The sequence below is a fragment of the Citrobacter sp. TBCP-5362 genome (genome assembly GCF_005406305.1).
Taxonomy (GTDB): domain Bacteria; phylum Pseudomonadota; class Gammaproteobacteria; order Enterobacterales; family Enterobacteriaceae; genus Citrobacter_B; species Citrobacter_B koseri.
Genome location: NZ_CP040234.1, coordinates 2,182,562 through 2,201,353 on the forward strand (window position 1 = coordinate 2,182,562; position 18,792 = coordinate 2,201,353).

17 protein-coding genes and 1 tRNA gene are annotated in these 18,792 nt (G+C 53.2%); 6 read left to right on the plus strand and 12 right to left on the minus strand.

The window, feature by feature from the left end; genetic code table 11:
- Nucleotides 1-42: 42 nt before the first annotated feature.
- The 4 genes from pdeR to fabI all read right to left on the minus strand — a co-directional run bounded on the left by pdeR (nucleotide 43) and on the right by fabI (nucleotide 6,495).
- Entirely contained in the window at nucleotides 43-2,034 is a 1,992-nt protein-coding gene (gene pdeR, locus FD428_RS10435) for a cyclic di-GMP phosphodiesterase (protein ID WP_047463555.1), read from the minus strand.
- Between the two features lie 248 nt (nucleotides 2,035-2,282).
- The gene (locus FD428_RS10440) at nucleotides 2,283-4,217 is read right to left on the minus strand and encodes an exoribonuclease II (protein WP_047463557.1); all 1,935 of its coding nucleotides are present in this window, start codon (nucleotides 4,215-4,217) and stop codon (nucleotides 2,283-2,285) included.
- Nucleotides 4,218-4,305: 88 nt separating this feature from the next.
- Nucleotides 4,306-5,463 (minus strand): carboxymuconolactone decarboxylase family protein, encoded by a 1,158-nt coding sequence (locus FD428_RS10445; RefSeq protein ID WP_114847860.1) that lies wholly within the window; start codon nucleotides 5,461-5,463, stop codon nucleotides 4,306-4,308.
- A gap of 243 nt (nucleotides 5,464-5,706) precedes the next feature.
- Nucleotides 5,707-6,495 carry an enoyl-ACP reductase FabI gene (gene fabI / locus FD428_RS10450; RefSeq protein ID WP_058669218.1) on the minus strand — a complete coding sequence of 263 codons (789 nt, stop codon included), beginning with the start codon at nucleotides 6,493-6,495 and terminating at the stop codon, nucleotides 5,707-5,709.
- A gap of 477 nt (nucleotides 6,496-6,972) precedes the next feature.
- On the opposite strand from fabI, the gene FD428_RS10460 reads away from it, so the two are divergent.
- Nucleotides 6,973-7,048, plus strand: a tRNA-Thr gene (locus tag FD428_RS10460).
- A 109-nt stretch (nucleotides 7,049-7,157) separates the two neighbouring features.
- Here FD428_RS10460 and FD428_RS10465 read toward each other — a convergent pair.
- The 8 genes from FD428_RS10465 to pspF form a co-directional block, all read right to left on the minus strand.
- Nucleotides 7,158-7,991 (minus strand): SdiA-regulated domain-containing protein, encoded by an 834-nt coding sequence (locus FD428_RS10465; RefSeq protein WP_114847861.1) that lies wholly within the window; start codon nucleotides 7,989-7,991, stop codon nucleotides 7,158-7,160.
- Between the two features lie 85 nt (nucleotides 7,992-8,076).
- Nucleotides 8,077-8,883, minus strand: a complete 807-nt coding sequence (sapF, locus tag FD428_RS10470; RefSeq protein ID WP_012132256.1) for a peptide ABC transporter ATP-binding protein SapF — start codon at nucleotides 8,881-8,883, stop codon at nucleotides 8,077-8,079.
- Nucleotide 8,884: 1 nt separating this feature from the next.
- A complete protein-coding gene (gene sapD / locus FD428_RS10475; RefSeq protein ID WP_012132257.1) occupies nucleotides 8,885-9,877 on the minus strand; it encodes a peptide ABC transporter ATP-binding protein SapD in 993 nt (330 codons plus the stop codon).
- Nucleotides 9,877-10,767, minus strand: coding sequence for a peptide ABC transporter permease SapC (gene sapC / locus FD428_RS10480; RefSeq protein WP_012132258.1), 891 nt, complete (start codon nucleotides 10,765-10,767; stop codon nucleotides 9,877-9,879). The genes sapD and sapC overlap by 1 nt, the downstream gene beginning before the upstream one ends.
- Nucleotides 10,754-11,719, minus strand: a complete 966-nt coding sequence (gene sapB / locus FD428_RS10485) for a peptide ABC transporter permease SapB (protein ID WP_114847862.1) — start codon at nucleotides 11,717-11,719, stop codon at nucleotides 10,754-10,756. The genes sapC and sapB overlap by 14 nt, the downstream gene beginning before the upstream one ends.
- The gene (gene sapA / locus FD428_RS10490) at nucleotides 11,716-13,359 is read right to left on the minus strand and encodes an ABC transporter substrate-binding protein SapA (protein ID WP_012132260.1); all 1,644 of its coding nucleotides are present in this window, start codon (nucleotides 13,357-13,359) and stop codon (nucleotides 11,716-11,718) included. Before sapA ends, sapB begins: the two co-directional genes overlap by 4 nt.
- Before the next feature lie 178 nt (nucleotides 13,360-13,537).
- Nucleotides 13,538-14,038, minus strand: a complete 501-nt coding sequence (locus FD428_RS10495) for a DUF3828 domain-containing protein (RefSeq protein WP_080975402.1) — start codon at nucleotides 14,036-14,038, stop codon at nucleotides 13,538-13,540.
- Nucleotides 14,039-14,215: 177 nt separating this feature from the next.
- Complete coding sequence (pspF, locus tag FD428_RS10500) at nucleotides 14,216-15,190, minus strand: phage shock protein operon transcriptional activator (RefSeq protein ID WP_114847863.1); 975 nt, start codon at nucleotides 15,188-15,190, stop codon at nucleotides 14,216-14,218.
- A 172-nt stretch (nucleotides 15,191-15,362) separates the two neighbouring features.
- Here pspF and pspA point away from each other — a divergent pair, with 172 nt between their 5' ends.
- From pspA to FD428_RS10525, 5 genes are all read left to right on the plus strand, one after another.
- Complete coding sequence (pspA, locus tag FD428_RS10505; RefSeq protein ID WP_012132265.1) at nucleotides 15,363-16,031, plus strand: phage shock protein PspA; 669 nt, start codon at nucleotides 15,363-15,365, stop codon at nucleotides 16,029-16,031.
- Nucleotides 16,032-16,085: 54 nt separating this feature from the next.
- Nucleotides 16,086-16,310, plus strand: coding sequence for an envelope stress response membrane protein PspB (pspB, locus tag FD428_RS10510; RefSeq protein ID WP_012132266.1), 225 nt, complete (start codon nucleotides 16,086-16,088; stop codon nucleotides 16,308-16,310).
- Entirely contained in the window at nucleotides 16,310-16,669 is a 360-nt protein-coding gene (gene pspC / locus FD428_RS10515) for an envelope stress response membrane protein PspC (RefSeq protein ID WP_012132267.1), read from the plus strand. Before pspB ends, pspC begins: the two co-directional genes overlap by 1 nt.
- A 10-nt stretch (nucleotides 16,670-16,679) precedes the next feature.
- Nucleotides 16,680-16,910, plus strand: a complete 231-nt coding sequence (gene pspD / locus FD428_RS10520) for a phage shock protein PspD (protein ID WP_071258391.1) — start codon at nucleotides 16,680-16,682, stop codon at nucleotides 16,908-16,910.
- Nucleotides 16,911-17,074: 164 nt separating this feature from the next.
- Nucleotides 17,075-18,784 (plus strand): sugar phosphorylase, encoded by a 1,710-nt coding sequence (locus FD428_RS10525; protein WP_114847864.1) that lies wholly within the window; start codon nucleotides 17,075-17,077, stop codon nucleotides 18,782-18,784.
- The last annotated feature ends 8 nt before the right edge of the window (nucleotides 18,785-18,792 follow it).

Sequence of the window (18,792 nt, forward strand, 5' to 3'; positions counted from 1 at the left end):
GAGGCCTCTTACCCTGTCCCGAACGCCTGTTTTTTGCCCATCTCAGCGCATCTTTTTATTCAGATAACGTTTGTACCAGCGTTCAAAAGCGGCGGCGGGCATGGGTTTGGCAAACAGGAAACCCTGGCGCTCGTTGACGCCATTCTTGGTTAAAAACGCATCTTCTTTTGCGCTTTCGACGCCTTCCGCAATCACCTGTAGATTTAACGCCTGCGCTACGGCGACGATCGCGCGTACTAACGATTGCGAAACCGACCGCTTATGAATGTCTCTGACAAACGTCTGATCCAGCTTGACCGCATCAATGGGGAAGCGGGCAAGCTGAGAAAGCGACGAGTAGCCGGTGCCAAAATCGTCCAGATGTATCTGCGCGCCAAGCTGGCTGAATTGCTGGATGACGGTCAGCGCCAGCTCTTCGTTTTCAATCAAACAGCTTTCTGTCAGTTCGACATCAATCGGGCAATATTCGAAGTTCAGTTCATGAAGCACCTGCTTCAGGTCGGTAAAAATAGTTTGATCCGCGAGCTGGCGGGCGGATACATTCACCGCGACGCGCAGGTTGATGCCTTTGCTGCGCCATTTGGCGACCTGCCGTACAACATCCATCATCACCCATCGCCCCAGCGGGACAATCAGCCCAGACTCTTCGGCGTAGGAGATAAACTCCAGCGGGGGAATTAACCCGCGTTCCGGTGATTGCCAGCGCACCAGCGCTTCGAGGCTGCGGACTTCGCCGCGCCAGGTCATCTTCGGCTGGTAGTGGATCAGGAGCTGATCGTTTTCCAGCGCTTTGCGCAGATTGGTATCCAGCCAAAGATACTCAAAGACGCGCTGGTTCATCTCGGGAGAGAACACGCAAAACTGTCCACGTCCGCCTTCTTTCGCGGTGTACATTGCGGTATCCGCATTACGAATCACGCTTTCACTGTCATGCCCGTGCTGTGGCGCAAGGGCGATACCGATAGAACAGCCGGTATACACCTCGATAAGGCCAATGCGAAAGGGTTGACGTAAGCGTGTGAGAATTCGCGATGCCATGGCCTCCAGCGACCCTTGCGAAGTCTGCGTGGCGAGAACGATGAATTCATCGCCGCCGAGGCGGGCCAGCAGTTGATTCTCCTCAAGGCAACTCAGGATCGCCAGCGAGACGGCCTGTAGCAACTGGTCTCCAAACATATGCCCGTAGGCGTCGTTCACCCTTTTGAAGTTGTCCAGGTCCAGATAGACGATACCGACCTGATTGTCGCCCGCGTTTTCAATGGCATCGTTAATCAGCTCATGAATGGCATTCCGGTTAGGCAGCCCGGTGATTGTGTCCGTATTCGCCAGTACGCGTAAACGCTCCTGCGTACGCCGCTCCTCGGTAATGTCGGTGCCTGAACAGATTAAAAAGATTTCGTTCTTACCGCTGCCGCTATGGACAAATTTATTCCGAAACAGAAACAGGCGCTGGCCTTTGCGGGTCTTTACCCAGCGTTCGATCTCATAAGAGTTGCCGTTGCGGAAAAAACCGCTGATGTTGCGCCTGGAGGCCGCGGCTTCGCGCCGGCTCATAAATAATTTGAAGACGCTTTGCCCAATGACGTCATGCTCTTTTAACCCGGTGTATTCTTCGCAAAGACGGTTAAAACGCTGGATATTCCCGCGGCTGTCAAGGATTACGATCGCTGAGTTGGCCTCTGATACCACCTGCTCGGCAAAGGAGAGTCCCAGAACGGCCTCCTGCGTATCTGAGGGCGCATCATGCCAGACCGATACATTTCCTGCCCATTCGCGCTTGTTGATTTTTCGCCCGACAAGTTGCACGGGAACGGCATTATGTTCACCGGGAAGGGTGAGTAACAGGCTTGACGTGATGACGGTCATCTCCCGGATGCGGTCAGCCTGCTCGGAAGATAACGCAACGGTCTGGTCAGCGTCGGCAGCCTCAGTCGCGGATAAACGCAGGGTGTCGCAGTCATCCGATAAACGCCAGTAAGGGCTATGGGTTCCCAAATCGCTAAACAATGAAACAGGCTCCAGAACGTCTTTCATGATGCTTACCATCCCGTTTAAAGCGCATACAGCCTCAGGAGAAAGGTTAGCCATGATTCGTACGAGGTAATTATGGCTGAACATATTGTTTTACTTATGTATTTATATGTAATCCAGATTCAGAAAAAAGCATAGCGAGCGGATAAAAATAATTCTGAACGGATGAGTGAAGTGTAGCGTGCGGTGGGTGGGGCGGGCAGAAAAAAAACGGCCTTTCCGGTTAAAGAAAGGCCGCTACATCAAAAACGTCAGGCGACAGGCCGGGCGATAATGCTACGGGTTTCCATGCGAACTTCCGCGATCGTTACATCGATCACATCAGTCACTTTGTATACCGTTTCACCTTTGATCTGCACGGTGCCGCTTTCCTGGCTGCAAACCAGCTCGTCACGTACGGCATGCAGGAACGGCGCCGGGATAAAGGCCATTGCGCCATTATCGACCAGGCGAACGCGCATCCCGCCGCGGCTGATATCAACGATTTCCGCCGCAAAGCGTGTTTCTGTACCGGCTTTATCATTCAGGAAGCGCGCATATAACCAGTCTCCGACGTCACGTTCCGCCATACGGTTCAGGCGGCGGCGTTCAGCCATCTGCTGCGTTGTCTCTTCCTGCGGACGCGCGATGGTTTCGCCTTTGATGACGGCCTTCAGCAGGCGGTGGTTAATCATGTCGCCGTATTTACGAATCGGAGAGGTCCAGGTTGCATACGCTTCCAGACCCAGTCCGAAGTGAGGGCCCGGTTCGGTGCTGATCTCTGCGAATGACTGGAAGCGACGAATACGGCTGTCCAGGAAACCGGACGGTTGGGCATCCAGCTCGCGGCGCAGTTTGCAGAAGCCTTCCAGGGTTAATACGTCTCCTGCGTCAACGTGCAGGCCATGCGTTTTCAACAACGCTGCCAGCGCGTCGGCGTTGGCCGGGTCAAAGCCCATGTGAACGTTGTAAATACCAAAGCCCAGTTTGTCGCGCAGCACGCGGGCGGCGCAAATGTTCGCCGCGATCATGGACTCTTCCACAATGCGGTTCGCAATGCGGCGAGGTTCCGCGACGATATCCAGCACTTCGCCTTTCTCTCCAAGAATAAAGCGATAGTCCGGGCGATCTTTGAACACCAGCGCATGGTTGTGACGCCATTCGCCACGGCTCAGGCAAATGCGCTGGAGCAGGCGGATCTGTTGGGCGATAGCGTCACTCTCAGGCTGCCAACTGCCGGTATTTTCCAGCCAGTCGGAGACATTGTCGTAGGCCAGTTTGGCTTTCGACTTGATCGTGGCCGCAAAGAAGGTGATGTCATCTTCAATAGTGCCGTCGGCGGCAATGGTCATGCGGCAGGCCAGTGCCGGACGAACTTCCTGCGCGCGCAGGGAACAGAGGTCGTCAGACAGCTCGCGCGGCAACATCGGGATGTTGAAGCCCGGCAGATAGTTGGTAAACGCCCGGATTTTTGCGATGTTATCCAGCTTGCTGCCTTCCGCAATCCACGCGGTCGGATCAGCAATCGCAACCGTCAGTTGCAGCTTACCTTCGCCCAACTCTTGCGCATAAAGGGCGTCATCCATGTCTTCGGTGCTGGCGCTGTCGATAGTGACAAAATCCAGCTCGGTCAGATCCTGGCGTACCAGACCTTCATCAAGCATTTCTGTCGCCGCGCCGTTCGGCGCTTCTTTTTCGAGATTATGGCGAGCCAGCGTGACCCACCACGGTACGAAGTGGTCGTCGGCGAAGGTGATAAACTGGGTTAACTCGGCGTAGAAAGAGCGGTCGCCTTTCAGCGGATGACGGCGCATTTCAGCAACGGCCCAGTCACCCTCTTTAAATTCGTGTTCCACGCCACGGGCGGCACGGCATGGGATAGCGTCTTTCAGCAACGGATGATCCGGTACGATGGACAGACGATCGTTTTTACCCTGGATTTTGCCCACGAAGCGGGTCAGGAACGGCTCGATCAGTTCTTCTGGCTCGGCGGACTCGCGTTCTTTTTCCGTATGGATCACCGCGACAATACGGTCGCCATGCATGACTTTTTTCATCTGCGGCGGCGGGATGAAATAACTTTTTTGTGCATCGACTTCCAGGAAGCCAAAGCCTTTTTCCGTGGCTTTTACCACCCCTTCAGCACGCGGCGTCTGGGAATGTAGTTGCTGTTTAAGCTGCGCTAGCAGCGGGTTGTCCTGAAACATAATTGTCTATTTTCGTGGCCAAAAGAGCGGCTGACAGTTTTACGCGATTCTGCCTGGCGCAGCAAGCGCTCTTTCAGTAAAGGCGCGGTTAATGTGTTTCGCCCAACGCGATTTTTAAACGGTTCAACCAACCGCACAATCCACACCAGCCCAGCAAGTTGACGGCCTGTTCCAGTGACGCCCCTTGTTCGAGTAACGGCGTGAATTGCGCAGCGCTAAAACGATCGGGCGCCCTGGTCAGCCATTGTATCGCTTGCGTGACAGGACGCTCAACCGGATGTTGGCTTTCCCAGTGCTGTATCTCCCGTTCACCCCGGCGGAACACCGAAATTGTCTCTGCCCATTCGCCCGCGTGGCGCGACTGTTCATTAAAACAGGCGACGCTGCCATTGATGCGTGACGTGAGCAGCGTGGCGAGCAGGAGCGACGCCGGTGGCGCATCCGTACGCAGGGCGCTGGTGAGCAGTGTGCCAAGTAAAGAAAGCAGGGCGGGTTCGTGAACCAGGACTGGCGCGAGCGTCAGCAGTTCTGCAACCGGCTGATGGTGAGACAGGCACTCCAGCTGTTCGGCGCTGGCGTAACGTATTTCCACGGCTTCCTGAGCCGGGTGCCATTGCGCGTCCCTTTCCTGGAAAAGCTGCGCATCGGCGAATTGCTGTATATCCAGGCCCGGCACCCAGCGGACGGGGTGTCCATGATAAGCCTGGAATATCGCCACGACGCGCGCCTGAAAACCCACAAAACCAATAATCTGGTTTATCAGAATGATGTCGCAGGTCGTCAGACCCACATCGTCAAGATGCTGGCGGTCGCGGGCATTAATGACCGCAGGGGAACTGGCCAGTTGACGCGCGTATTGCGTGATTTGCGCCAGTCGGTGGTTACTCTCCCGGGAGGAGTCCGGGCCGGGAAGCGGGGTCAGTCTCGCGGCGTAATGGTTACAGAGCCGCTGTACGCCATAGACCTGGGCAACGGTCAATGCGGTACTCATCCGTTCATAGGCGCTGAACGTGTGGAGACGATTCTGTGTGACGCGCTCGGGAAAGAGGCGTTGAGCAAGTTGACGGGCAGGGTGCAACCAGGACTGAAAGGGTAAAAGCACGTCTTCGGCGATCGCTAAATCCAGCAGAAAACTGTCTTCGACGTTCGCGGCTTCCGGCACCAGCGGGAGAACCTCTTGCGGATAAGTGCTGGACTGGGTTTCATGATACCAGTGGCTTTTGCCTTCAATTCGGCGTTGTTCCATGGGCGTTCCTTGGTCTAAAAGTGGCGACCCGGACACGTCGTCGTCGAATCACGCCGGATCGTTTTCGCTGCATTATCCTGGCGTAAGCAAGAGAGGGGATAAAAGATTGTTAGGTGATAATAAATATCAGAATGATATATACCGCGATGCGACAGCGCGCGAAGAATGGAAGGGGGTGAAAGGCGTCATCAGAGAAGGGAATAATGGGCGACGCTGCGCCGCCCATTGCGGGAAGTGAAACGATTATTTCAGTTCCAGTTCGTTCATGGCTGCGATGCTGAAACCGCCGTCGACGTGAACGACTTCACCGGAGATACCGGCAGACAGATCGGAGCACAGGAAGGCGGCAGAGTTGCCCACATCTTCAATGGTAACGGTGCGGCGAATCGGCGTAACCGCTTCGCAATGCGACAGCATTTTACGGAAATCTTTGATGCCGGACGCGGCCAGAGTACGGATCGGACCTGCGGAGATTGCGTTAACACGAACGCCTTCCGGGCCCATCGCGTTAGCCATGTAACGCACGTTTGCTTCCAGAGACGCTTTTGCCAGACCCATGACGTTGTAGTTCGGGATTGCGCGCTCAGCACCCAGATAAGACAGGGTCAGCAGGGCGGAACCCGGATTCAGCATGGTACGGCAAGCTTTTGCCATCGCCACAAAGCTGTAAGAGCTGATGTCGTGCGCGATTTTAAAGCCTTCACGGGTAACGGCATCCACATAGTCGCCATCCAGCTGATCGCCAGGCGCGAAGCCGATAGAGTGAACGAAACCGTCGAATTTCGGCCAGACTTTACCCAGCTCGGCAAACATAGCGTCGATGCTGGCATCTTCAGCCACATCACACTGCAACACGATGCTGGAATCCAGTTGAGCGGCAAACTCTTCCACGCGGCCTTTCAGTTTGTCGTTCTGGTAGGTGAACGCCAGTTCAGCTCCTTCGCGGCGCATCGCCTGAGCGATACCGTAGGCGATGGACAATTTGCTGGCAACACCCGTTACCAGAATGCGCTTACCGGAAAGAAAACCCATAGCTTTAATCCTTATAGTCATTACTTATTTTTTGCTTTTAATATCAATAAATTAAAAGCAACATTTCAAAGTTATTCGAAATTAGCTCGAAATTATATCCCACTCACAGCCCTTTGTGTCACGATATTTTTCCGTCATTTCCCGTGACTTAGCTCCGGGGCGGCGCAGGACGAGCCTGTTTACTTTCGATATTTTCCTGCATCCGTCCAGTATATCACCCGCTATCAGGTTCGCCTCATCCAACCAGCACGAGCGGGTGACGCGCTGCGAATATAAGGGATAAATACATTTGGACGAATCATAATGGTTGCATGACTAATTCTACTTATGTATTATTCGCAGCCGGTTCGTTATGACGCGTAAGTGCGTGATAACTCACAAGAACTGTCAAACCGCCATTAGCTCATCTGGAAGAGCGAACGACATTTATTGTGGGTGTTGTAGGGAACGGGGTTCGAGGCCTCGATGGCGGCCCAGGCCGACTTAGCTCAGTAGGTAGAGCAACTGACTTGTAATCAGTAGGTCACCAGTTCGATTCCGGTAGTCGGCACCATTTCAAACGTTTCCAGTGTTTTCTGACTTCATAAAAGCCCGCGTATCGCCGTTTCTTCTCTCCCGTCAAAACCGGGCTTCAACGGGAAAGAAGAGTCTGAACTTACGGTTTACCTGCCAGTCGAGACCTTTTCAAATCGATAAAACAGGTTCGGCTCACTCATAATATAAATGTTGCCGGCCTTATCCATCGACACGCCTTCAGGCTGCGGGATATCTTCCTCAAGACCATTTTCGCCCTGCGTTAATGACATCCGGCGCAGCACATTGCCGTTCAGGTCTATCTCTGTCAGGCTGCGTGACTCATCAGATAAGATCAGCAGATGTTCACCGTGGATGTGAAGGGCGGAGATATCGTCTACGTCCAGATTTTTAATCAGATCATCCAGCGGGACGATCTCAGAAAAATGAGTAAGGCCACTGTCGCTTTGAGTCCGGTACAGCATGACCGGTTTACGTTCTTTGGCGAAATAGAGTTCATTTCGTCCGGCCATCCAGGCAATGCCTTCGATTCCCCGGTTGCGCGCGTTCTCAAACAGATCTGTTTCTATTTTTCTCACTGACCTGACGTCCAGATTCTGGCTGAGCTGGTAAACATACATCGCGGAGTCTGCTTCATCGACCAGTAAGTATGTCCCGTTACCCACGTATTCAATTGATTCAGCATCTTTAATCCGATCTGCGATGCTTTTTCTGGCGAGTATTTCTCCATTTTTAGACAGTTTGAGGATGGTGGCGGGTCTGTTGAGGGTGGCGACAAAAACATCTTCTTCGGGCACGTAGCTCAGGGAGGATAAATTGTCGATCCCGGACAACGGTTTTTTGAAGTCCAGAGTGTAGCCGAATGCCGGTTCAGTCTGGTTGTCAGCGCGAGTGAATGCGAAAGTAGACGCCAGTAGCACAGCCAGCGCCAGACACAGGATCAACCGGGAATATTTTCTCATGGGCACTCCTGTATCCGGGGCGCGCGGTAGATGGCCAAATGGCCGTTAATTGATTCAGACAACAACATCATAACGCTCCTTCAGGCTAGCGATCTTTTCGCCAGGCGTCGGCGGTGAGGGCTTCGCCGAAGTGTCCTGCGATCAAACGGCGGGTGAGTTCATGTAACGGAGAGGCGAGAACATCAGCGGTGCTGCCGCGTTCGACCACTTCGCCCTGGTGCATGACCAGCACCTGATCGCTGATGTGTTTCATCATCCCCAGATGCTGAGTGACGTAGATATACGAAATCCCCTGTTTTTCCTGGAGTTCCAGCATCAGGTTGATGAGCTGCGAGCGCATCGACATATCGAGCGAAGCCAGCGCTTCGTCGGCGATGATCACCTTCGGGCGTAAAATCAGGGCGCGGGCTAATCCCAGACGCTGTTTCTGCCCTGGCGCCAGCATGTGCGGATAATAGCTGACGTGGTCAGGGAGAAGGCCGACCATCCGCATGGTTTCAATAATCTGCTTACGTCGCTGCTCCGGTTCCAGATCGGTGTTCAACCGCAGCGGGAAATCCAGAATCTGCGAGATGCGCTGTCGCGGATTGAGTGACGTTGACGGGTCCTGAAAAATCATGCGGATGCGCTGGCTGCGAAACGAGTAGTCGCCGTATTTCAGCGGATGATCGTCAATCAGCAGTTCGCCGCTGGTCGGCGCGATCATTCCTGCCAGCATTTTCGCCAGCGTGGATTTGCCGGAGCCATTCTCGCCAATAATGGCGAGCGTCTGGCGTTCGCGTAAAGTGAAGCTGAGCGGCTTTACCGCCTCGACGGTCTGACGCCGGAACCATCCTGTACGGTAGCGGAAGGTTTTACTCAGGTTACGCACTTCGAGCAGGGTTTCCACCATGTCACTCTTTCTCCATATTCAGCGGAAAATGACAGGCGTAGAGATGATTCTTCGCCCCGGTCAGACGCGGGGTTTCAATGCATTCTCGTTGAGCATACGGGCAACGCGGCCCCAGACGACAACCTATCGGTAATTGTTCCAGCAGCGGGATTGCCCCTGGCATGGTATTCAGGCGGCTTTTATGCGGCATGGCGCTGCCAAAATCCGGTATCGCGCGGATGAGCGCCTGAGTATAAGGGTGGTGAGGCGTAGCCACCAGATCCTTACTGGGCGCAGTTTCAACCGTCTGCCCGCAATACAGAACGTTGATTTTGTCTGCCCACTGGCTGAGCATTTGCAGGTCATGGCTGATCAGCAAAATAGTGGTATTGCTGTTCTGGTTCAGGCGCGTCAGCAGGCGGAAAATCTGCGCCTGGGTGGTGGGTTCCATCGCGTTGGTCGGTTCGTCGGCAATCAGCAAGCGCGGTTGATTGGCGAGCGCAATGGCGATCATGACTTTCTGACATTCGCCATCCGTCAGCTCATACGGAAAACTGCGCATCGCGTCTTTGTGATCTTTAATGCCGACCCGGTGCAACAGTTCAATGGCACGGCGTTTTCGCCAGCCAATACGCTGCCACCAGCGACCTTTATAGGTCCAGGCGGGAATATTCTGCATCAGTTGACGGCCAATGCGCTCCGAAGGATCAAGGCACGACTGCGGTTCCTGAAAGATCATCGACACGTTATGGCCGACCAGTTTGCGGCGCTCGCGCGCGGAAAGACGCAGCAGGTCGATATCGTCAAAGCGCATACGGTCGGCGGTGACGCGCCAGTTGTCTTTCGCCACACCGCAAATGGCTTTCGCAATCAGGCTTTTCCCGGAGCCGGATTCGCCGACCAGTCCACGAATTTCCCCTTCATTTAACGTCATGCTGACCCGATCTACGGCTTTAACCCAGTCTTCGCCGGTTTTAAATTCAATGGTCAGGTTGCGGATATCCAGTAACGGCATTATTCCACCCCCGCGATAATCGCGCGCCGGATGCCGTCGCCGAGCAGGTTCACCAGCAGAACGCTGATCATAATTGCCGCGCCAGGTAACATCACCGTCCACGGCGCGACATATATCAGTTCCAGCGCGTCGCCGAGCATCGCGCCCCATTCAGGAGAGGGGAGTTGCGCGCCGAGGTCGAGAAAACCGAGCGCGGCGATATCGAGGATCGCCATCGACAACGCGCGGGTGATTTCGGTAATCAGACCGGCGGTAATATTGGGCAGAATGGCAAACCAGAGAATATTGAGCGTGGTGGCGCCATCGAGGCGCGCGGCGATCACATACTCTTTTTCCAGCTCGTCATGCACCATGCTGTAGACCGAGCGCACCATACGCGGCAGCAGTGCGAGCCAGACGGCAAACATTGCGTGACTCAGATGCGGCCCGGCAAAGGCAACAACGATAATCGCCAACAGCAACGACGGAATAGAGAGCAGGGTGTCCAGAATATGGTTGAGTACGGCGGAGCGTAAGCCGTGCGTAGCCCCGGCGACAACGCCCAGAATCAGGCCGCACAGCGTTGCCGCCAGCGTGACGATAAACGCGCCGCCGACGGTGGGCGCCGCGCCGCTCAGCAGGCGACTTAAAACGTCACGCCCCAGATCGTCCGTCCCCAGAAAAAATGAGACTTCGCCATAGCGCGACCAGGACGGCGGCAGCAACTGGTAGCCGAGGAACTGCTGATCGATGCCGTAGGGAGCAAACCAGCTGCCAAAAATACACAGCACCACCAGACCTGCGCAGCCGTAAAGACCGACCATCGCAGAAGCGTCGCCATAAAATTTGCGCCAGGCAGTGCGCAGCGTTCCCGGTGGGCGCTTTTCGCTGTACACACTATCGTAAGGCATACCATTCCTTATGTTTCAGAGGGTTAGCCATAGCACCCAAAATATCAGAGATCACGTTGACGATAATCACCAGCGAACCAACCACCATTACGCCTGCGGAAATAGCGGCGTAGTCCTGCTGGCGGATAGCGTTGATCAACCAGCGTCCCAGCCCCGGCCAGCTAAAGACCATCTCGGTGATCATCGCCAGCGTCAGCATGGTGGAAAACTGCAAGCCGAGACGCGGGATCACCGGCGGCAGCGCGTTGTGCAGCACATGCCGACGCAGAATCGTCAGCCGTGACAGACCGCGCGTCGCCGCTGCCTTCACGTAATTCTGGTCATACACTTCAATAGCGCTGATGCGCATCAGACGAATTACTTCCGTGGTGGGGGCGACGGCCAGCGTCAGCACCGGCAATACCATGTGGCGCACTGCGCTCATCACCATCTCATCGCGCCAGGGCGAGTCGGAAATCCAGGCATCAATAATGGCGAAACCGGTGACCGGCTTCACTTCGTAAAGCAGATCAAAACGACCTGATACCGGCAGCCAGCCGAGCGTGAGCGAGAAGAACAGCGTCAACAGCAGCGCCAGCCAGAAGACCGGAATCGAAAATCCCACTAAGGCGAGGGCGCTGATGAAACGGTCTGGCCATTTATTCCGCGTTACGCCTGCCAGCATCCCCACCGGGATTCCGACCATCAGGGCAAAGCCGAAGGCGAGAATGCACAGCTCCATCGTGGCGGGAAAAACCTCTTTGAGCTGTTCAGAGATCAGCTGGCCGTTAATGCTGGAAACGCCAAAATCCCAGTGGATCAGGCTGTTAAACCAGAAAACCCAGGCGTTCCACAGCGATGCGCCCTGTAATGGCGCATGGGGCGTGAAATAGCTCAGGCTAAAGCCGATAAAGGTCAGAAAGAACAGCGTGACCAACAGCAGCAGAAACCGACGCAGGGTGAAAATAATCATGGTTTTTTCACCTCATCTTCTTTTTCCCGCGAAACACCGGCAAACGAGGCGTTACCAAAGGGACTTAAAACCAGTCCTTTAATATCATAGCGATAAGCCTGTAAACGCAGCGAGGAGGCGAGCGGCAGTATCGGCAGCTCTTTTGCCAGAATATTTTGCGCTTCATCATACGCGTCAATACGCGCCGCAAGCTGCTGGGACGAGAGCGCTTTTCGCAGAATGCCGTCAAACTCAGGATGGCACCAGTGTGCAAAGTTGGTTTGTGAGTTAATGGCGGCGCAGCTCAGCAACGGCCTGAAGAAACTGTCTGGATCGTTACTGTCGGTTGCCCAACCGGACAACGTCAGATCATGGTTCATGTCCATCAACCGCGCCTCCTGGAAACGACCTTCTACCGGAACAATCACCACTTTTACGCCGACCTGCGCCATATCCGCCTGGATCAGCTCGGCGGTTTTCAGCGGGCTGGGGTTCCAGGCCTGGGAACTGGTCGGCACCCACAGCTGTAGCGTTAAGTTTTCCAGCCCCAGCGCTTTCAACTGCTCGCGGGATTTAGCCGGATTGTATTCTGTAATTTTAGCCTCGTTGTCATAGGCCCACGAGGCGCGCGGCAAAATAGAGGCGGCGGTTTCCGCTGTACCGTAGTAGATCGACTGCATCAGCCGCTGGTTGTTGATCGACAACGCCAGCGCATGGCGTACGGCGGGATTATTCAGCGGCGGCTTATCGGTATTAAAGGCCAGGTAGGCGATGTTCATACCGGGGCGCAGCGTCAAACGCAGGCGCGGATCGTCGCGCAGAATCGTGAGCTGACTGGCGGCGGGCCAGGCCAGCACATCGCATTCGCCGGTGAGCAATTTCGATAAACGGCCTGTGCCGCCGGAGCCTAAGTCAACCACCACCTGCGGCATCAGCGGTTTACCACGCCAGAATCCCTCATGACGTTGCAGACGAATATATTGTCCGGCGCGATATTCCGAGAGCTGGAACGGGCCGGTGCCGACCGGCTGGCGGTCAATCAGTTCCGGGTGATCCTGCTTTGTCAGCTGCGCCGCATATTCCGCTGACATGACCGACGCATAGTGCGTCGCCAGATGCCATAAGAAGGAGGCGTCTGGTTGGGTCAGGCGAAATTCGACAATATTGTTGTCCAGCTTACGCACGCTCTGTACGTTATCGGCAAACTGCAAACTGTCGAAATAGGGAAAGCTGCCGCCGTTAACGTTATGCCAGGGATGTTTGCGATCAAAAATGCGCTCGAAGGTAAACACCACGTCATCCGCGTTCAGCTTGCGGGTAGGGGTGAACCAGGCGGTCTTCTGGAAGGAGACGTTGCGACGCAGGTGGAAACGGTAGGTCGCGCCGTTGTCCAGCACTTCCCAGCTTTCTGCCAGTTCCGGCACCAGACGATAAGTATAAGGGTCCACATCCAGCAGTCTGTCATACAGTTGGGCGGCAAGCGTATCAACGATCAGGCCGCTGCTCGCTTTTTGTGGATTGAAGGTGTTGACCTGCCCACTGACGCAATAGACAAAGCCGCTGTCGCGAATATCAGCGTGCGTAGTCGGTTCAGGCGCAGCCGCAGCCTGACCACTCAGGAGTCCAGCCATCACGATCAGAGACGATAAAACCAGGCGCATAATTTTTAAGGTTTTTAGATTCGATCTGCAAAGTGTATCGCACTTCGGCCCGCCAGGTAAAAATGACTGCGGACAACTGGCGTAAATGTACACAATTGCGATGAAGGAATCGTCATACTGATGGAATAAACACCAAAGGAAATGCCCGTTCAGTTAAGTTACGGGCTTTGATACATGATTACTTCAGGCTTACGTTTCGCAATATTTTCTGGCCTGCGACAGATTGTACTTTCCAGGTACCGTTTTCTTTCACCATGCAGTCTATTACTGTGTGTTTCTGTTCAGCGCCGAAAGAGACATAGACCTGTGTACATACGGGATCTAAGTCTGATGAGACGATCTCTATTTGCTGCCAGTCATCGTCAAAATCCTGGGCTTTGATGAACATATCAGAATCGGGTACATCTTCGGAGTCTGGGTCTGCTGTATTTGAGGTCTTTAACGCAGCAATGGTGTTTGCTGTAACGTAGGGCTGGAGTCCCTCATAATCAGCCAGTGGATTTTTCTCCTGTATTAACTGGGATATGTACCAGCGATTAAATGTTAAAGCTGTAGCTTCGGGTCCGCCGGGAGACAACGCCGCAAAAGCAGAAGAGCTGATTAACAAGCCAGCCAGGCTCGCACCCATCATAGCGTGTCTGCGTGCGTATTCTACGGCTGCGTGTTTATCCCAATTCATGGCATTTCCCTTGTATGCAAAATCGTTGGGCATAACATTACGCTGGAAATTCAATCACCTTTGTAATTATTTTTATTATGTTATTAACCAATATCGAAATTAATTATAAAGAAACCTAATTAATTCACTTAACATATTACCCCCACAGAATGGGAACAACTGTCCCGGGCATGAGCGCTAAATCTGATGTTTTTTGAGCAATGCGCGCAACTGGTGGTAGGTCAGACCCAGCAATTCTGCTGCCCGTTTTTGATTAAATTTCGCCTGTTGCAGACTGATTTGCAGAAAGTCTTTCTCCTGCTGTTGCTGAAATTCGCGTAAATCCAGCGGCAATGATGGCACAGAAACGGGCGTTTCCGGCGTCGTCGGTTCGGGAATGTCACGTTTAAACGGGTCGATGATAATTTCATCTAACGGATAATCGCTGCTGCCATGCCGATAAACCGAACGCTCAACCACGTTTTTCAGCTCACGAATATTTCCCGGCCAGCGGTACTGAAGCAGGGTTTCTCTCGCCCGCGCGGTAAAACCCGGGAAGAGGGGCAGATGAATCTCACGGCACATCTGAATGGCAAAGTGTTCGGCCATTAACATGATGTCGCTTTGACGCTGGCGTAAAGGAGGGAGTTGCACGACGTCGAAAGCAAGCCGGTCCAGCAGATCGGCGCGAAATGTCCCTTCGCTCACCATTTGCGGCAAATCGGCATTTGTCGCGCAGACCAGACGCACATTAACCTGCAACGGCTGGCTGCCGCCGACGCGCTCCAGTTCGCCGTATTCGATCACCCGCAGCAGTTTTTCCTGAACCAGCATGGGAGCGGTCGCCAGCTCATCCAAAAAGAGCGTACCGCCATCGGCGCGTTCAAAGCGCCCGGGATGACGTTTTTGCGCGCCGGTAAATGCGCCTGCCTCATGACCAAATAACTCGGAGTCGAGCAGGTTTTCATTGAGCGCGGCGCAGTTAAGGGAGATGAACGGCCCTTGCCAGCGCGTTGAGAGAAAATGCAGTCGGTTGGCGATCAGCTCTTTCCCTGTTCCGCGTTCGCCAATGATAAGCACGGGTTTATCCAGCGGCGCCAGATGGGAAACCTGCTCCAGCACTTCAAGAAAGCTGTTGGCTTCGCCGAGAAGGTTATCTTTGTATTCTGCCATGATGAGATTCACCACTTGTTAGTGTTACTCACCACTTTAGCCTATTTCTCTCGTGAGGTAAAATCGTACATTGTTTTAATAATCAATATATTAAAAAGTTGGCACGCAGATTGTATTAACCCTGTAGCAGGGCATAGCCCGATATCAGAACATACCGTGTGAGGATTGAATTATGGGTATTTTTTCTCGTTTTGCCGACATCGTGAACGCCAACATTAATGCGCTGCTGGAAAAAGCGGAAGATCCGCAAAAGCTGGTGCGCCTGATGATTCAGGAAATGGAAGATACGCTGGTGGAAGTCCGTTCTAATTCCGCGCGCGCGCTGGCAGAAAAGAAACAGTTATCCCGTCGCATTGAGCAGGCCGCCGCGCAACAGGCGGAGTGGCAGGAGAAAGCCGAGCTGGCGCTGCGTAAAGACAAAGAGGATCTGGCGCGCGCCGCGCTGATTGAGAAACAAAAACTGACGGATTTGATCGCCACTCTCGATCAGGAAGCGGCACTGGTTGACGACACGCTGGTGCGGATGAAGAAAGAGATTGGCGAGCTGGAAAATAAACTCAGTGAAACCCGTGCCCGTCAGCAGGCATTGACGTTGCGCCACCAGGCGGCAAGCTCTTCCCGTGATGTCCGCCGTCAACTGGACAGCGGCAAACTGGATGAGGCTATGGCGCGTTTTGAATCGTTTGAACGCCGTATCGATCAGATGGAGGCGGAAGCGGAAAGCCAAAACTTTGGCAAGCAGAGAACCCTGGATCAGCAGTTTGCCGATCTGAAAGCAGATGATGAAATCAGCGAACAACTGGCGCAGTTGAAAGCCAAAATGAAGCAAGATAACCAATAATAATACCTGGCGGCGCCCGAACGCGCCGCCGCTCATCACCTGTAAGGAGCACTCATGAGCGCGTTATTTCTGGCCATACCGTTAACCATTTTCGTGCTGTTCGTGTTACCGATTTGGTTATGGCTGCATTACAGCAACCGTTCCGGTCGGGGCGAACTGTCGCAAAGCGAACAGCAACGTTTAATGCAGCTAACCGACGAAGCACAACGCATGCGCGAGCGTATTCAGGCGCTGGAAGCCATTCTTGACGCCGAACATCCGAACTGGAGGGATCGCTAATGGGAGGAATTAACCTGAACAAGAAATTATGGCGTATGCCGCAGCAAGGGATGGTGCGAGGGGTGTGTGCCGGTATCGCGCAGTACCTTGATGTACCGGTGAAACTGGTGCGTATCCTGGTGGTGTTATCGATCTTCTTTGGTCTGGCATTTTTCACCCTGGTGGCTTACATCATTCTCTCTTTTGTACTGGACCCGATGCCGGACAGCATGGCAACGGGCGAGCAACAGCCTTCCAGCGGTGAACTGTTAGATGCGGTGGATCGTGAACTGGCCGCTGGCGAAAAACGTTTACGCGAAATGGAGCGCTATGTGACCTCTGATACCTTCACGTTACGCAGCCGCTTCCGTCAATTGTAAGAGGACAGAGATGAATACTCGCTGGCAACGCGCCGGGCAAAAGGTGAAGCCGGGCTTTAAACTTGCAGGGAAGCTGGTTCTCCTGACCGCGTTACGCTACGGTCCCGCAGGCGTAGCGGGGTGGGCGGTGAAATCCGTGGCCCGGCGCCCGCTGAAGATGTTGCTGGCGTTGGCGCTTGAGCCTTTACTGAGCCGGGCAGCGGCTAAATTATCCCGGCGTTATACCGGAAATCATCCCTGACTACGATTCTGTGTACGCAGAGTAACACTTCGATTACATATTCCCCGGTAATTTGCGGCAGCTCACAAATACGATTTTTGGGCTGCCAAAATTCTTTTTTATCCCCCCTCTAAACCCGCTCGCCTGATTGACAGCTTATTTTTCACGGAGTAGTCTCTTCTTTCATGGGACCGCTACCACGGAAAACAAAAGTGAGCCAAAAAATCCAGAAATACCTGCTTGAAGTCTATGGGAAAACATTTTCGCAACGCCACTACGACGTACTGGAAAGGCGTATTGAAAAATCACGTTCATTAATTAAAAAACAGCGTAAGTTGCATTGGGATGAAAGTGATGTTGTGCTTATTACCTATGCCGACCAATTTCACTGTGAGATGTCAAAACCGCTTCCCGCATTTAATCAGTTCTTCCGTGAACGGCTAAGCGCGAGTTTTTCTCATGTCCATCTGTTACCTTTTTATCCATGGTCATCTGATGATGGATTTTCGGTCATTGATTATCACCAGGTGGCGCAGGAAACAGGGGAGTGGAAAGATATCGGTGAACTGAATCAAACAAGTCAATTAATGTTTGATTTTGTCTGCAATCATATGTCTGCCAAAAGTGAATGGTTTAAAAACTATTTACAGCAAAAGCCGGGCTATGAGCATTTCTTTATTGAAATGGCCCCTTCGACAGACCTGAGTGCAGTGACGCGTCCGCGCGCATTACCGTTACTGACGCCTTTTACATTGCACGATGGCACCGTCCGTCATTTATGGACGACATTCAGTGATGATCAGATTGACCTGAATTATGCTTGCCCTGACGTGCTGCTGGCGATGGTTGATGTTTTACTGACCTACCTCGAACAAGGGGCGGACTATATTCGTCTGGACGCCGTCGGGTTTATGTGGAAAGCACCGGGTACAACGTGTATTCACCTGGAAAAAACGCACCAGTTAATCAAGCTGTTCCGGGCTATTGCTGATGAGGTGGCTCCGGGGACCGTCATCATTACTGAGACCAACGTTCCGCATCAGGATAACATTTCCTATCTGGGTAATGGCTATGATGAAGCGCACATGGTCTACCAGTTTTCTCTTCCGCCGCTGGTATTGCATGCCGTGCAACGCCAGGATACGCGTGCGTTGTGCGACTGGGCGAAAACGCTGTCGCTGCCATCCTCGAAAACGACCTGGTTTAACTTTCTGGCTTCCCATGACGGAATAGGCCTGAATCCATTACGCGGTATTTTGCCGGAAGAGGAAATACTGCAATTAGTTGAAGCGTTGCAGCAGGAAGGGGCGTTAGTCAACTGGAAAAACAACCCGGACGGGAGTCGAAGCCCTTACGAAATCAATGTTACTTATATGGATGCGCTCAGCAAGCGCGACAGTAGTGATGATGAGAGACTCGCCCGGTTTATTTTAGCGCATGCCATATTATTGAGTTTCCCTGGCGTACCTGCGGTATATATTCAAAGTATTCTGGGTTCTCGTAATGACTATGATGGTGTGGAACAACTGGGGTATAACCGCGCTATTAATCGTAAAAAATATGATCTGGCAACAATTGGATCGGCTTTAAACGATGACGACACGCTAAGACATAACGTCTTTCAGACATTATCAAAGCTTATTATTATACGTCGTCATAATAATGCCTTTCATCCGAAAAGCGCTTTTGAAATAGAGAGTCTCACATCAGAAGTTATGCGAGTGACGCGTACAACAAAAGATGGCGAAGCCATTACTGCATTGTTTAATGTGAGCGATCAAATTCAAACTGTGAATATTTGTTGCTCGGGTGGTTATGACTTAATTAGTGAAAGTTATATCACCGGGGAAACATTAACGCTGCACCCATGGCAGGTTATGTGGATTAAAAAATAATAAGGAAC

Excerpts from the sequence above, each read along its gene's own strand:
- pdeR (WP_047463555.1), bottom strand. The coding sequence starts at position 2,034 with ATGAAAGACGTTCTGGAGCCTGTTTCATTGTTTAGCGATTTGGGAACC.
- pspA (WP_012132265.1), top strand. The coding sequence starts at position 15,363 with ATGGGTATTTTTTCTCGTTTTGCCGACATCGTGAACGCCAACATTAAT.
- sapC (WP_012132258.1), bottom strand. The coding sequence starts at position 10,767 with ATGCCTTACGATAGTGTGTACAGCGAAAAGCGCCCACCGGGAACGCTG.
- pspF (WP_114847863.1), bottom strand. The coding sequence starts at position 15,190 with ATGGCAGAATACAAAGATAACCTTCTCGGCGAAGCCAACAGCTTTCTT.
- FD428_RS10465 (WP_114847861.1), bottom strand. The coding sequence starts at position 7,991 with ATGAGAAAATATTCCCGGTTGATCCTGTGTCTGGCGCTGGCTGTGCTA.
- FD428_RS10445 (WP_114847860.1), bottom strand. The coding sequence starts at position 5,463 with ATGGAACAACGCCGAATTGAAGGCAAAAGCCACTGGTATCATGAAACC.
- pspD (WP_071258391.1), top strand. The coding sequence starts at position 16,680 with ATGAATACTCGCTGGCAACGCGCCGGGCAAAAGGTGAAGCCGGGCTTT.
- FD428_RS10440 (WP_047463557.1), bottom strand. The coding sequence starts at position 4,217 with ATGTTTCAGGACAACCCGCTGCTAGCGCAGCTTAAACAGCAACTACAT.
- FD428_RS10525 (WP_114847864.1), top strand. The coding sequence starts at position 17,075 with ATGGGACCGCTACCACGGAAAACAAAAGTGAGCCAAAAAATCCAGAAA.
- fabI (WP_058669218.1), bottom strand. The coding sequence starts at position 6,495 with ATGGGTTTTCTTTCCGGTAAGCGCATTCTGGTAACGGGTGTTGCCAGC.
- pspB (WP_012132266.1), top strand. The coding sequence starts at position 16,086 with ATGAGCGCGTTATTTCTGGCCATACCGTTAACCATTTTCGTGCTGTTC.
- sapF (WP_012132256.1), bottom strand. The coding sequence starts at position 8,883 with ATGGTGGAAACCCTGCTCGAAGTGCGTAACCTGAGTAAAACCTTCCGC.
- sapA (WP_012132260.1), bottom strand. The coding sequence starts at position 13,359 with ATGCGCCTGGTTTTATCGTCTCTGATCGTGATGGCTGGACTCCTGAGT.
- sapB (WP_114847862.1), bottom strand. The coding sequence starts at position 11,719 with ATGATTATTTTCACCCTGCGTCGGTTTCTGCTGCTGTTGGTCACGCTG.
- pspC (WP_012132267.1), top strand. The coding sequence starts at position 16,310 with ATGGGAGGAATTAACCTGAACAAGAAATTATGGCGTATGCCGCAGCAA.
- sapD (WP_012132257.1), bottom strand. The coding sequence starts at position 9,877 with ATGCCGTTACTGGATATCCGCAACCTGACCATTGAATTTAAAACCGGC.
- FD428_RS10495 (WP_080975402.1), bottom strand. The coding sequence starts at position 14,038 with ATGAATTGGGATAAACACGCAGCCGTAGAATACGCACGCAGACACGCT.